The sequence below is a fragment of the Arthrobacter sp. 05L417 genome (genome assembly GCF_056397865.1).
In genome coordinates this window covers 1-13,036 of record NZ_JBFTOG010000045.1, presented here as the reverse complement: position 1 = coordinate 13,036, position 13,036 = coordinate 1, and the positions used below count along the sequence as shown (strand labels likewise).

The 13,036-nt window shown below is 63.8% G+C and carries 13 protein-coding genes; 3 read left to right on the top strand and 10 right to left on the bottom strand.

All coding sequences use genetic code 11. The annotated features are described in order from the left end of the window. Window position 1: 1 nt before the first annotated feature. Window positions 2–790: a LamB/YcsF family protein gene (locus AC1DJW_RS23235; protein ID WP_476902631.1), complete on the bottom strand. Its 789-nt coding sequence runs from the start codon at window positions 788–790 to the stop codon at window positions 2–4. A 605-nt stretch (window positions 791–1,395) separates the two neighbouring features. On the opposite strand from AC1DJW_RS23235, the gene AC1DJW_RS23230 reads away from it, so the two are divergent. Then, window positions 1,396–2,328: a LysR substrate-binding domain-containing protein gene (locus tag AC1DJW_RS23230; protein ID WP_476902630.1), complete on the top strand. Its 933-nt coding sequence runs from the start codon at window positions 1,396–1,398 to the stop codon at window positions 2,326–2,328. Between the two features lie 134 nt (window positions 2,329–2,462). Continuing rightward, entirely contained in the window at window positions 2,463–2,684 is a 222-nt protein-coding gene (locus AC1DJW_RS23225) for a hypothetical protein (protein ID WP_284754794.1), read from the top strand. 143 nt (window positions 2,685–2,827) lie between these two features. Here the strand turns inward: AC1DJW_RS23225 and AC1DJW_RS23220 are convergent, their stop codons facing one another. Both AC1DJW_RS23220 and AC1DJW_RS23215 read right to left on the bottom strand, forming a co-directional pair. Continuing rightward, entirely contained in the window at window positions 2,828–3,502 is a 675-nt protein-coding gene (locus AC1DJW_RS23220) for a 4-carboxy-4-hydroxy-2-oxoadipate aldolase/oxaloacetate decarboxylase (RefSeq protein WP_059388748.1), read from the bottom strand. Window positions 3,503–3,547: 45 nt separating this feature from the next. Beyond that, window positions 3,548–4,756: an aspartate transaminase gene (locus AC1DJW_RS23215; RefSeq protein WP_284754792.1), complete on the bottom strand. Its 1,209-nt coding sequence runs from the start codon at window positions 4,754–4,756 to the stop codon at window positions 3,548–3,550. A gap of 293 nt (window positions 4,757–5,049) precedes the next feature. Between AC1DJW_RS23215 and AC1DJW_RS23210 the strand changes: the two genes are divergently transcribed. Further along, entirely contained in the window at window positions 5,050–5,580 is a 531-nt protein-coding gene (locus AC1DJW_RS23210; protein WP_476902629.1) for a hypothetical protein, read from the top strand. 1 nt (window position 5,581) lies between these two features. Here the strand turns inward: AC1DJW_RS23210 and AC1DJW_RS23205 are convergent, their stop codons facing one another. The 7 genes from AC1DJW_RS23205 to AC1DJW_RS23175 form a co-directional block, all read right to left on the bottom strand. Next, window positions 5,582–6,028, bottom strand: coding sequence for a hypothetical protein (locus AC1DJW_RS23205; RefSeq protein ID WP_476902628.1), 447 nt, complete (start codon window positions 6,026–6,028; stop codon window positions 5,582–5,584). A gap of 177 nt (window positions 6,029–6,205) precedes the next feature. Continuing rightward, entirely contained in the window at window positions 6,206–7,042 is an 837-nt protein-coding gene (locus tag AC1DJW_RS23200; protein ID WP_459342233.1) for an HpcH/HpaI aldolase family protein, read from the bottom strand. Further along, window positions 7,027–7,812 (bottom strand): 2-oxo-hept-4-ene-1,7-dioate hydratase, encoded by a 786-nt coding sequence (gene hpaH / locus AC1DJW_RS23195; protein ID WP_476902627.1) that lies wholly within the window; start codon window positions 7,810–7,812, stop codon window positions 7,027–7,029. The genes AC1DJW_RS23200 and hpaH overlap by 16 nt, the downstream gene beginning before the upstream one ends. Window positions 7,813–7,865: 53 nt before the next feature. Then, the gene (gene hpaD / locus AC1DJW_RS23190) at window positions 7,866–8,954 is read right to left on the bottom strand and encodes a 3,4-dihydroxyphenylacetate 2,3-dioxygenase (RefSeq protein WP_476902626.1); all 1,089 of its coding nucleotides are present in this window, start codon (window positions 8,952–8,954) and stop codon (window positions 7,866–7,868) included. A gap of 36 nt (window positions 8,955–8,990) precedes the next feature. Next, window positions 8,991–10,517, bottom strand: a complete 1,527-nt coding sequence (gene hpaE / locus AC1DJW_RS23185) for a 5-carboxymethyl-2-hydroxymuconate semialdehyde dehydrogenase (protein WP_284754786.1) — start codon at window positions 10,515–10,517, stop codon at window positions 8,991–8,993. Between the two features lie 55 nt (window positions 10,518–10,572). Continuing rightward, window positions 10,573–11,247, bottom strand: coding sequence for a GntR family transcriptional regulator (locus AC1DJW_RS23180; protein WP_284754785.1), 675 nt, complete (start codon window positions 11,245–11,247; stop codon window positions 10,573–10,575). Continuing rightward, window positions 11,240–12,697, bottom strand: a complete 1,458-nt coding sequence (locus AC1DJW_RS23175; protein ID WP_476902625.1) for a fumarylacetoacetate hydrolase family protein — start codon at window positions 12,695–12,697, stop codon at window positions 11,240–11,242. The genes AC1DJW_RS23180 and AC1DJW_RS23175 overlap by 8 nt, the downstream gene beginning before the upstream one ends. Between the last annotated feature and the right edge of the window lie 339 nt (window positions 12,698–13,036).

Genomic DNA, 13,036 nt, shown 5'->3' with positions numbered 1-13,036 from the left:
GTCAGGCCGCCTTCCTCTTGGCGTCCATGACTTCGGTCAACGGGGCGATACGGACGCCGGCCGAGATGAGCTCCGAACGAATGAGGCGGGCAAGTTCGACGGCTCCGGGGTTGTCTCCGTGAAGAAGGACGGTGTCCGCGGAGATGTCGATGTCAGTGCCATTGGCGCAACGGATCTTGCCTTCGCACACCATACGGACGGTTCGCTCGACAATGGCCGAGGAATCGTGCAGTACGGCGCCGGGCTTGCTGCGCGGAACCAGCGTGCCGTCTTCCTGGTAGGCGCGATCGACGATGCCCACAATGGCCACGTCCAGGCCGGCGGAACGTGCCGCCTTGGCCAACTCGCCCTCCTGGGCGACCACGATGAGTTCGTTGTCCACGCGGGCGGCCGCTTCAGCTACGGCCGCAGCGTAGTCCGGACGGACAGCTACGAGATTTCCGAGCCGGCCATGCGGCGCAACGTGGGTCACTTTGGTTCCGTGGAAGGCGGCGAAGCCGTTAAGGGCCCCCAGCTGGTACAGGACATCCGCGCGCACCTCGTTGGCAGTCAGGCCCATGTCCCTGCGGCCGAAACCACGCAAGTCAGGGAAGCTCGGATGGGCTCCAATACCCACACCGCGGCGAACGCATTCAGCAACGGTGGCGTCCATGATGTCGGGATCGCCCGCGTGGAACCCGCAAGCGATATTGGCGCTTGAGACGATCTCCAGAAGATCGGTGTCGCTGCCTATGGTGTAGGCACCGAATCCCTCTCCAAGATCCGCTACAAGATCAATTGTCGGGTTCACGTGGTTCTCTTTCCGTGGTTCTGCATTGGGGTCCGGTAATTCCATTCGAATGGCTGGAATATCCGGTGAACTCAGTTGCCTTTTCGATTGAAAGTGTTTAGCTAAACTTCTTCAATCAGAGGCGCTGCCGGTAATTCTTTGGTGATAGAAGTCTCGCACCCACGAACTTCGGGCACAAAGACCTATTCGCTATCACGGGATAGCTCCCGGTTATGACCTACGGCACACGTACTGCCGGCAGGACCGCACGCGGCCGATCGCCGTCGTCGTCCTTGTTGAAGGTCGACGACGCCGAACGGCAGCGGGCGCGGTGGCCCTGCAGCAGCGACAGGAGGGCATTGTGCCCGAAAGTCTCATGGGGTGCTCTTTACGTGACGATCGATTTGCGAGGCAGCGTGCCAAGTGCGTCTATATTTGGGTAACAGGACAATTGGTTGATGGGGAGTCAACGAACTGCCGGTAATGGTTGGGAAACGCCACCATGGGGATGTGGATCTCAAATTAGTCGCTGAGAGACAGGTCACACAAAGACGGATTGTGTGTCCCTACATAGAATTTCCTTATGGCATCCAGGCCCCAATGAGGGCTTGGAGGAAGGCAGACCCATGGACACGCGGAAGCTCTCATATTTTGTAAAGATCGTCGATTCGGGGAGCATCACGAAGGCCGCCGCAGCGCTCCACGTCGCCCAACCCGCACTTAGCCAGCAGGTGTCCGCGCTGGAAAGTGATCTTAAGCAACGCTTGCTGATCCGCAGCAAGCAAGGAGTCGAGCCGACTGCCGCGGGACACACCCTCTATCGCCACGCCCAGACCATCCTGCGGCTCGTGGAACAAGCACGGCAGGACGTAGCAACATCCGGGGCCGCGCCGTCGGGCAGGGTGTCCATCGCCATCGCACCGTACAGCATGGCCTCCAGCCTGACGCCGCAGATCATCCGCGAGGTTGGCCGGCGATACCCGGACATTGTGGTGCACCTGACGGAGATCTTCGGCGGCGTGCTGAGCGAGGCAATCAAGAACGGCCGCCTCGACATGGCCCTGATCTACGAGCCGGGAAAGATCCGCGGAGTGCAGTTCACCACCATGATTGTGGAAGACCTGCACTTGGTGACCCACGAAGACGTCGATGTGGCCCAGGGGCGGACAACGGTCACCCTCGAAGAGGCCAGCGGCCTGGGACTATTCCTCCCCGAAAAGAACCACACCCTGCGCCAGATCATCGAGAAGGGCCTGGCCGAGCAAGGGTTGCCCCTGCGGCTCGTTGGGGAAGTGGAATCGGTTCCCTCGCTTGTCAGGCTCATTCGCGCAGACCTCGGGGCCACCGTCCTTCCCAAATCCGCAGCCGATGCGCTCTTCCCTGAGGAGAACTTCAAGGTCCTGCGGATCGTCGAACCGGCCCTGCAGAGCAAGATTGCCCTGTGCACCCCTGACCACGAGCCACTGTCAGAGGCCGCCTCTGCCGTGCTCATCCTGGTCAAGGAGATGCTGCAGCAACAGTTGATCAGCAAGTACGCGGCCGATCCATCCGAGGCTTGATCCATCCATAACATTGCCTTATCCGGACAGACATCTTTGGTCTTATTCACGGGCGTTTTTATTTCCTATTATCGAATTACCAAGTAATTCGAAAGCGGCTCGCGGATTCCGTGATCCCAATCAAAGGAACAGCGGTGAAAAAGATCAGCCAGACCCGGTGGGTTTCGAATCCAACCGTCGGAACGATCAGTGCACGGACCGGATTCCACTGCCCAAGGAATGGTTTCTGGCGTCCTTTGGGCGGCCTGGGCGAACCTCTCTTCGTCTTCGAAGGAAGCCTCATGCCCGCCCACGCCGGACACAGCATCGAGTGGTACCTGGTCGACGCCCGGCCTGGACGCCTCGGACTGGACTGACTCTGCCCTCAAAGCCACTGCACCACGAAGGCGCCTTGCCCCCGGCAAGGCGCCTTATTCGTGCCCGGAAACGCGCGCGCAAAAGCTCTCAGAGCGCGCAAAAGGCCGGCCACCGTATTCGGTGACCGGCCCCGGCGAGACAATCAGTCTTCGACCAGGAGTCCCTTGGCCTTCAGCTTTTCCGTCAGTCCGCACAACTCGATGGTGGTGCCTCCGGCGTGGTAGGCCTTGATGAGCTCGCGTTCGGCGTCGTCCCGGGCCTGGGAGAGCGCGATGACCTCCTCAGCTTCCTCGCGGCGGACGACCACGACGCCGTCAGCGTCACCGCGGAGGATGTCTCCCGGGTAGATGATTTCATCGCCGAAGACGAGTGGGTGGTTGATCGGCCCAAGGGTTTCCTTGACCGTGCCCTTGATGCAGACGCTGCCCGAGAACACCGGGAGGCCCAGTTCGATGAGGTCCTGGGTGTCCCGCACGCCGGAATCCGTCACCATGGCCGCAATGCCTTTGGCCTTCATCGCATTGCCCAAGACGTCGCCGAAGGTGCCGGCGTCGGAAAATTCCTGGGCACCGACCAAGACCACATCGCCGGCCTGGGCGTAATGGATGGCGACCTGAAGCATGAGGTTGTCCTGCGGGGCGCAGGCCACTGTCACGGCGGGGCCACAGAACGACATGGAGCGGTCGATCGGCTTGATTTTGGAGCTCAGGGCGCCCCTGCGGCCCTGGGCCTCGTGGATGGTCGCGGAGGAAAACGCCGCGAGGCGACTGACGACGTCGGCGTCCGGCCTCTGGAATTTGGTCTTTACGTGGATCATTTCCTGAATCTTTCTCTTGGCTGGCTTCTGGAGTGCCCGTAGGGCTTAGTTGAGGGCGCTAACTGCCTTGCGGATCGAGTCCACGCCGGCGTTGATGGTCTCCAGCGATGTGGCGAAGGAGATCCGGAAGTAGGGGCCAAGGCCGTAGGCGGAACCCTGGATGACAGCGACCGCGGCCGCGTTGAGGAGGTACAGCGTGAAATCCTGGTCGTTCTCGATGACTGTGCCGTCGGGAGCGGTCTTGCCGATGACCCCGCTGCAGTTCACGTAGGCGTAGAAGGCACCCTCGGCCGGCGCAACGGACAGTCCGTCAATGGCGTTGAGGCCCTCGACGGCGACATCCCGGCGTTTGCGGTACACCTCCACGCTGTCCCGGACGAACGACTGGTCGCCGTTCAGCGCAGCTGCCGCGGCTGCCTGGCTGACCGACGACGGGCATGAGGACGTCTGCGACTGCAGCTTGTTCATCGCCGCGATCAAAGGCGCCGGACCCACGCCGTAGCCAAGCCGCCAACCGGTCATTGCATAGGCTTTGGAGACGCCGTTCACCAGCAGGATGCGGCCACGCAGGGACGGAACGGCAGTGACGAGGCTGGTCACCCGGCCGTCCCCGAAGTGGATTTCGTCGTAGATCTCGTCAGTGAGGATGTAGACGTGAGGGAATTCCTCAAGCACGGCACCCAGCGCCTGCAGTTCTTCGCGTGAGTACACGGCGCCTGTTGGGTTGGACGGTGCGTTGAGGATGAGCCACTTGGTCTTGGCGGTGATGGCTTCGCGGAGAGCGGCCGGCGTGAGCTTGAAGCCAGTGTCTTCTCCGCAAGCGACGATCACGGGCGTACCGTCGTTGGCGAGGACCATGTCCGGGTAGGACACCCAGTACGGTGCCGGGACGATGACTTCGTCGCCCTCGTTGAGCGATGCCATGAGCGCCACGTATAGGACTTGCTTGGCACCGCCGCCGATGGTCAGTTGGTTCGCTTCGTAGTGCACGCCGGTGTGGCCTTCGATCCGGCGGAGGATAGCGGTCTGCAGCTCGGGCGTTCCAGTCACGGAGGTGTATTTGGTCTCGCCTGCGTTGATCGCTTCGATAGCTGCCACCTTGATGTGGTCAGGTGTGTCGAAGTCCGGCTCGCCGACGGTCAGGTCGATGATCGGGATGCCTTCGGCTCGTAGTTCACGGACGCGGGCGGCGGCCGCAACGCTCGCTGAGGACTTGATGCGTGTGACCCTCGACGCCGGCAGGTACTCGGACATTGTCTTCTCCAGAATCGTGAAACTCAGGATTCGGGTGTCGAATCCCCAATTTCGAGACTAGGCACTGCCGGGCGCCGTGGATAAGACCTATTGTGCGTGGATCAATAAGAGACCCTTATGACCGCCTGTTCCATATGGGGGCTCCGTGGTCAATTAGGGAAATTTCATCCCTATATGGGAATCTTCTATGCACTTTCCTTATGGGTTCACTCGGTATTGGTATTTCCGCAGCTCTGCGAACGCCGCCTAGATTTCATAGATCAGAAGTTCGCGAAGAGTCCGAAAGGGATCCAATGCCAGCCCAATCCGGGTCCCTTCGGGGTCCGTCAACCACAGGCAGGTACACCTACCGGGCCAAGGCGCCAGCGCGGCCCCAAACCGTGGCCAAAGGGGAGCGCAGCAAGCTCACGCACGCCCTCGCGGCGCACAGGCAACTCCTGACCCATGCGACGAGTGCCATCCGCACATTGACCGCTGCCCGCAACGAGATGATCTCCCAGGCCCTTGAAGACGGGCTCACCCTGGCCACAATTTCCGCGGTGACCGGGGAGAACATTCGGGCTGTCCGAACCATTGCTTTGGCTTATGACGACCTCCACCCGAGTGGGCTTCCGCGAGGCGCACACGTGGATGCCTTGAGGGCGAAAAGCGAGCAACTCAAGGCAGCCGAAAGGCACCGCGACCAGATCGTTAATCAGCGGGAGGCGTTGATTGTCACGGCGCTCCGCACCCAAGCCTGCGATGACCTTGAACTTGCCTCGCTGACCGGCCTCACACCCGACCATATCCGCAGGTCAACACGGGGCATCGCGCGCTCCGCCTAGCTCACTTCGTTGCCTCTTTCTTTGCCGGAGGCGTCCTGCAGCTAAACAGTTCCTGTGTTCCTGTTTTCCTGGCGATGAGCACCGTCAATGCGCGGGCTGACGTTGAAATCGGTTCAAAATGTTGGATCGACCGCGCACCGACGTTCCAGATGCGCTTCACGCCCAGGACACGGTCGTGCTCGTCAGTGGCAACCAGGGGCGGACTTCCCTGCCCTGCCATGGGCCTGCGTTTCCAGCACAGACTGACCACCGTCGCGTGCTCCCAGAATTCCACGGCAGTTACGAAGAATTCGCGCCCCTCATCATCCAGAAACAGCCCGGACTGCGGGACGTAAACCGCCCGAAGATCGTACTCCACCGGGCCTGAACGCCTTGTAGCTGGCGGTTCGGTAGTGGCTGCAGTTTGTTGAGGATTGAGATCTGGTTGCGGGACCACGGCATGCTCCATTGAAATTGCGGTCGACCCCCTCCTCGACCGCCCCCGAGCGGCCTCGGGATATCCAATGTAGCTCCGAGCAAGAACCTCCGGAAGAGTGGCGACTACTTACCCGCATCATCGCGCGCGGCTCGGGAGTTAATGAGACCTGCGGCGCAGCATCGGACCCGCGAGTCGCGTGAGAAATGTTCAGTAGCTCGGCGGCGCTCCGCCTGACCCGTCGAGGGGCGCTCCGCCGTCGGGGGTTGCCGGGATGAACTTGTCCGCGAGGGCTTCGGTGCCGCGCGCGAGGAGCGCGACGTCGGCACCGACCAGCAGGAACGAGGCCCCGGCGTCCATATAGGCCCGGGCCGTGGCTTCGTTGAAGGCGTTGACACCGGCCGGTTTGCCTGCGGTTTTCGCGGCGGTGAGGCAGTGCTCGACGGCGGCACGCACCTTGGAGTGTTCCTGCTCGCCGAGGAGGCCCATGGACGCCGCGAGGTCGGAGGGCCCGAGGAAGATGGCATCGACGCCGTCGACCGCGAGGATCTCCTCCACGGCGGCGACAGCGGCCTCGGTTTCAATCTGGACCGTGACGCTGACGGTCTCGGCGGCCCGGGCGAGGTAATCCGGGATCCGGTTCCAACGCGAAGCGCGGGCCAGGGCCGAGCCGACGCCCCGGACTCCGTGCGGTGGGTAGCGCACCGCGGCTACGGCGGCCTTGGCCTCCGCGGCGGAGTTGACCATGGGGATCAGCAGGTCCTGCGCACCCAGGTCCAGGTATTGCTTGAGGAGCACGGTGTCGTTGACCGGAGGGCGGACCACGGCCCGGACGGGGTAGCCGCGGACTGCCTGCAGCTGGGCGAGGATCGATTCGAGGCCGTTGGGGCTGTGTTCGGCGTCGATCAGGAGCCAGTCCAGCCCGGCCCCGGCGCACAGTTCGGCGATGAGCGGGCTGCCGGAACATACCCACATCCCGGCGAGGGGCCGGTCCGCGGCGGCCAGGGCTTGGCGGAACGTGCGGTCTGGTTCTACTCGAACCGGCATGTGACAACTCCCAAGGGTCCATAGTCGGCGTGGACGGTGTCGCCCTTGTACACCCACAGCGGTCGGGTGAAGGAGCCGGCGAGGATGATCTCCCCGGCCTTCAGCCCGTCGCCGTGCAGGGCGATCTTGTTGGCGAGCCAGTGCACCCCGTTGGCGGGGTGGTCCAGGACGCCGGCGGCGACGCCGGTTTCCTCGACGGTCTGGTTCTTGTACAGGATCGCCGATACCCAGCGCAGGTCCACGGCGTCCGGCCGGACCGGGCGCCCGCCCACCACCATGGCACCCATGGCGGCGTTGTCCGAGATGGTGTCCACGATGGTCCGGCCCTCCATCTCGATCCTGGAATCCAGGATCTCGAGGGCCGGAACCACGTAGTCGGTGGCGTTCAGGACGTCGAAGATGGTGCAGCCCGGACCTTTGAGGCCGTCCTTGAGCACGAAGGCGAGCTCCACCTCAACGCGCGGGTGCGTGTACTGGTCCCACGCCACGGAGCAGCCGGTTTCCAGGACCATGTCGTCGAAAATCGCGCCATAGTCCGGTTCGGTGATGCCGGTGGCGTCCTGCATGGCCTTGGACGTGAGGCCGATCTTGCGGCCCACCAGCTTCCGGCCCGCTTCCTCGTTGCGGCTACGCCACAACTGCTGCACGGCGTAGGAATCCTCCACCGTCATCTCCGGGTAGCGGGCGGTCAGGCGCGGAACCGGGGTCCGGCTCCGGCCTGCTTCTACTAGTTCGTCGGCAATGGTTTCTATCGTCTTCGGGTCAAGCATCTCCACACTCCGTTCGGCCATCCTGCGGTCAGCATACGTTGAGGGCTGCGGGCCTAGAGCTGCGAGCCGACCTTGAAGCCCTTCTTTTCCCCTGCGGGGCCGTCCTCGGGCTGGCGCGTGTACGAGAAGCCGTCGGCACCCACGGTGACCGCCATTTCGCTCTTTTCCTCGCGGATGATGACCGGCTGGGGGTTGCCGTCCAGGTCCAGGACGAGGGAGGCCTCGGTGTACCAGGAGGGGACGACGGGGTTGCCCCACCAGTCGCGGCGCTGGTTGTCGTGGACGTCCCAGGTGACGGTGGGGTTGTCCGGGTCACCGGTGTAGTAGTCCTGGGTGTAGATCTCGATGCGGTGCCCGTCCGGGTCCAGGATGTACAGGTAGAACGCGTTGGACACGCCGTGCCGGCCGGGGCCGCGTTCGATCCGGTCGCTGATGCGCAGGGCGCCCATCTTGTCGCAGATCTGGATGATGTTGTGCTTCTCGTGGGTGGAGAACGCGATGTGGTGCAGGCGGGGGCCGTTGCCGCCGGTCAGGGCGGTGTCGTGCACGGTCTGTTTGCGGTGCATCCACGCGGCGTACGTGACGCCGTCGGAATCCTTGATGTCCTCGGACACCCGGAAGCCCAGGTCCTCCAGGTAGGCCCGGCCGCGGGGAACGTCGGGGGTGACTTGGTTGAAGTGGTCCAGGCGCACCAGTTCACCGGCGGAGTACACGTCGTAGCGCTGGGTGAGGCGTTCGACGTGCTCCACCTCGTAGAAGAACTCGTACGGGAAGCCCAGCGGGTCCTCGACGCGGACCGAGTCTCCGACGCCCTTGGTGAAGCCGTCCTTGCGGCGCTCAACCCGGCAGCCGAGCTCCCGGTAGTAGGCCTCGGCGGCGTCCACCTCGGCCGGCGACTTCACCCGGTACGCGAAGGCTGCGGCGGCGGCGACCGGTCCCTTGCGCAGGACCAGGTTGTGGTGGATGAACTCCTCGAAGGAGCGCAGGTAGATGGTGTCCTCGTCTTCCTCGGTGACGTGCAGGCCGAGGAGGTCCACGTAGAACTCGCGGGACTTGGCGAGGTCCGTGACCACGAGTTCGAGGTAGGCGCAGCGGACGATATCCGGCGCCGGGACGGTGGGGGTGGGGACGAAGTTGGTCATGGGGTTCTCTCTTCTTTGAAAGGGGTGGAAGCGCTCTTAGGCGCCGAATTTGGGGGTGTGTACGGTGCCGAGGGTGATGTGCACGGCCTGTTGGTCGGTGTAGAAATCGATCGAGCGGTAGCCGCCTTCGTGGCCCAGGCCCGAGGCCTTCACACCACCGAACGGGGTGCGCAGGTCCCGGACGTTGTGGCTGTTGAGCCACACCATGCCGGCCTCGACGTTTTGCGCGAAGTTGTGGGCGCGGGTCAGGTTCTGGGTCCAGATGTAGGCCGCCAGGCCGTATTTGGTGTTGTTCGCGAGGGCGAGCGCTTCGTCGTCGTTCTCGAACGGGGTGATCGCGACGACCGGACCGAAGATCTCTTCTTGGAAGATCCGAGCGTCGGACGCGACGTCGGCGAACACCGTGGGGGCGATGTAGTTGCTGTTGTTGAGCCCTGCAGGCAAGTTTTCCGGGCGTCCCCCGCCGGCCAGGAGCCGGCCTTCGGACTTGCCGATCTCCACGTACGAGGCCACCTTGGCGTAGTGCTCGGGGTGGACGAGGGCGCCGACTTGGGTCTTGGGGTCGTGCGGGTCGCCGACGACGATGTTCTTCGCGCGGGCTGCGTACTTTTCGCAGAACTCGTCATAGATGGCGCGTTCGACGAGGATCCGGGAGCCGGCGGTGCAGCGTTCCCCGTTGAGGGAGAAGACCCCGAACAGTGCCGAATCGATCGCGGCGTCGAGGTCGGCGTCGGCGAACACGACGCACGGGGACTTGCCGCCCAGCTCCATGGACAGGCCCTTGAGGTTGGCCGCGGCGTTGCGGAAGATCGTCTGGCCCGTAGTCGTCTCCCCGGTGAAGGAGATCAGCGGTACATCCGGGTGCTTGACCAACGCGTCGCCGGCTTCTTCGCCGAGGCCGTTGACGAGGTTGAACACGCCGTCGGGCAGTCCGGCGTCCTTGAAGATCTGCGCCCAAAGCGAGGCCGAGAGCGGGGTGAACTCGGCCGGCTTGAGGACCACGGTGTTGCCGGTGGCCAGTGCCGGGGCGAGCTTCCAGGACTCAAGCATGAACGGGGTGTTCCACGGCGTGATCAGGCCCGCGACGCCGATCGGCTTGCGGTTGACGTAGTTGATCTGTGAGCCCGGGACCTTCATGGCGTCGTCGAACTGGGCCACGATCAGGTCCGCGAAGAAGCGGAAGTTCTCCGCCGCACGCAGGGCCTGGCCCTTGGCCTGGGTGATCGGCAGGCCGGTGTCAAAGGTTTCGAGTTCGGCGAGGCGTTCTTCCTGGGCTTCGACGGCGTCGGCGATCCTGTTCAGGACGCGGGCGCGTTCGCGCGGCTTCATCTTCGGCCACGGACCGTTCACGAAGGCTTCGCGGGCCGCGGCGACGGCGAGGTCGATGTCTTCCTTCTGCCCGGCCGCGGCGGTGGCGTAGTTGGTGTTGGATACCGGGTCCAGGACGTCGAAGGTCTTCCCGCCGACCGAGTCAACGAACTCTCCATTGATGAAGTGCTGGATGTGGGTGGGAAGGTCCTTCGGGACGTAATGGGTGGTGGTTTCTGGTGCAGTGAACGTCATTGTTTCTTCCTTTACTAGTGCAACGCGGGGTCACTTACGGCCCATGTTGGGCCCTCTAATGGGCGCTAAGTGACCCCGCGTTGGTCTGTGCGAGGTACGCGTCCAGGGTCGCGCTGCGGTGGCGGCGGGCGGCTTGTTCGATGGTGTCGGCGTCGGCGTTGCTTTCGATGAGCTGAAGCAGCGCCTCGTGTTCTTTGACGGATTCCTGCGCGCGGCCGGGGACGAAGCGGAACGTCGATGCCCTGATCGAGGCCAGCCGGTTCCAACCCCGGTGCACGAGGTCAAGGATGTGCGGATTGGGGCAGTGTTCAAAGAGCACGCTATGGAAATCCTGGTTCAACGCCGTGAAGCGGACCGGATCGAAATGCTCCAGGCAGTCGCGCATCTCGGCATTGACCGCACGGGCCCGGGCGATGGCCACGGAGTCGATCAAGGGTGCCGACAATGCCGTCGCCGCTCCCTCGATGATGCTCAGGGTCTGCATCGTGTACAGGTACTCCGTGGGGTCGATCCCGGAGACCGTGGCGCCGACGTTGCGCTCGAACTTCACGAGCCCCTCGGCCTCCAGGCGGCGGATCGCCTCCCGGACCGGAACCACGCTCACGCCGAGGTCCTCGGCGATCTTGGCCAGCACCAGCCGGTATCCCGGCGTGTAGGTGCCCTCCACGATGCGCGCCTTCACGGCGGCATAGGCCTGCTCGGACTTGCTCCCGACGGCGGTTTCAGTCACCTTGGGCTCCTTCCCACTCCTGGTAACGGGCACGCCACTGGGCGTTCATCGGGTACAAACCGTCCACGCTGTTGCCCTGCTTGACCATCTCGAAGATGAAGGCCTCTTCCTTCTCCTGCTCGATGCACTCATCCACCAGTTCCCCGGCGATGGCCGGCGGGATCACCAGGATCCCGTCAGAGTCGGCCACGATGATGTCCCCGGGCTGGACCGTGGCCCCGCCGCAGGCGATGGTGATGTCCGTGTCCCACGGGATGTGGCGCCGGCCCAGCACGGCGGGGTGCGGGTTGGCGAAGTAGGTGGGCATGTCCAGTCCTGCCACCGCGGAATAGTCGCGCACGCCGCCGTCGGTGATGATCGCCGCGGCACCGCGCATCTGGGCACGCAGCGCTAGGATGTCACCCACGGTCCCTGTGCCCTTTTCTCCCCGGGCCTCCATGACCAGGATCTCGCCTTCGTTCACGGAGTCGATCGCCCGTTTTTGGGCGTTGAACCCTCCGCCGTGGGTCTTGAAGAGGTCCTCACGGTTGGGGACATAGCGCAGCGTCCGGGCGAGCCCGACGACGCGGCGGTCCGGGCGGGTGGCCTGCAGGCCGTCGATGCTCACGTTGTTCAGCCCGCGCTTGCGCAACTGGCTGGACAACGTCGCGGTCGCCACGCTTTCGAGCTTCTTCTTCAGCTCGGGGGTCAGGACATGCACGACGGCGGGAAGCCCGGCCGCTTCACGGGATCCGTACGCTTCCTCCCGCTGCGTGTCATCGGACTTGGGCCGAGCGCCGAAGTCCGCGAACGCCGTCGTACCCTCCGTCACCGTGGTGGCCAAGCGACCGCTACTGAGCCCGCCGGCGGTGACCTCGACCTCGACGACGTCGCCGGGTTGGGCGACGGAAGCGCCGGCCGGGGTGCCGGTCAGGATGATGTCGCCGGTTTCGAGGGTGAGGAGCTGGGAGAGGTCGGCAACAAGGCGCGCGAAGGGGAACAACAGGTCTTCGGTGGTGTCGTCCTGGACGAGTTCGCCGTTGTGCCAGGTGCGGATGCGCAATCCGGAGGGGTCGACGTCGGCAGCCGGGATGAGCGCGGGGCCCACCGGGGTGAAGCCGTCGCCGCCCTTGGACCGGAGGTTGGAGCCCTTGTCCGCGTAGCGCAGGTCATAGACGCCGAGGTCGTTGCTCGCCGTGACCCACTCGACGTGGCTCCAGGCGTCCTCAAGGCTGACGCGGCGGGCAGGCTTGCCGATGATGAGCGCGATCTCGCCCTCGTACCCGAGGAGTTCACAACCAGCAGGACGCTCCACCATAGAGCCGCCAAGAGCAAGCGAGGACGACGGCTTCAGGAAGTACGAAGGCTGCTCCGGCGTGCGCCCGCGCTGCGCCGCCCGGCTGGGGTAGTTGATATGCACCGCGATGACCTTGCGGGCCGCGGCCAGGATGTGGTCGGTGACCTGTTCCAAGATTTACTCCTCATCGAGTACGAAATCGTATACGATAACTATGACCCGGGAGTTTCGGAACGTCAACCCCTGACTTTCGGGCAGATCGTGAGGGCTTGTCGCCCACGTCACGCCTGCCGTACAGTTGGAATCCAATTCATGGTTCAAATATAGAATTCACAGTTCTATAATTGAACAACCACACGACGAGGTGAGGAAAGCCCATGCAGTTCCACCATCATGGTTATGTGTCCGGTGACCCGCGGGTCCAGCCGGCCGCCGGTGTCGGCGTCAACAGGCCCGTGGACCTTCCGGAGGAGGTCGACGTGCTCATCGTGGGCAGCGGGCCCGCCGGGATGC

Excerpts from the sequence above, each read along its gene's own strand:
- AC1DJW_RS23215 (WP_284754792.1), bottom strand. The coding sequence starts at position 4,756 with ATGTCCGAGTACCTGCCGGCGTCGAGGGTCACACGCATCAAGTCCTCA.
- AC1DJW_RS23205 (WP_476902628.1), bottom strand. The coding sequence starts at position 6,028 with ATGGAGCATGCCGTGGTCCCGCAACCAGATCTCAATCCTCAACAAACT.
- AC1DJW_RS23200 (WP_459342233.1), bottom strand. The coding sequence starts at position 7,042 with ATGCCGGTTCGAGTAGAACCAGACCGCACGTTCCGCCAAGCCCTGGCC.
- hpaE (WP_284754786.1), bottom strand. The coding sequence starts at position 10,517 with ATGACGTTCACTGCACCAGAAACCACCACCCATTACGTCCCGAAGGAC.
- hpaH (WP_476902627.1), bottom strand. The coding sequence starts at position 7,812 with ATGCTTGACCCGAAGACGATAGAAACCATTGCCGACGAACTAGTAGAA.
- hpaD (WP_476902626.1), bottom strand. The coding sequence starts at position 8,954 with ATGACCAACTTCGTCCCCACCCCCACCGTCCCGGCGCCGGATATCGTC.
- AC1DJW_RS23230 (WP_476902630.1), top strand. The coding sequence starts at position 1,396 with ATGGACACGCGGAAGCTCTCATATTTTGTAAAGATCGTCGATTCGGGG.
- AC1DJW_RS23220 (WP_059388748.1), bottom strand. The coding sequence starts at position 3,502 with ATGATCCACGTAAAGACCAAATTCCAGAGGCCGGACGCCGACGTCGTC.
- AC1DJW_RS23210 (WP_476902629.1), top strand. The coding sequence starts at position 5,050 with ATGCCAGCCCAATCCGGGTCCCTTCGGGGTCCGTCAACCACAGGCAGG.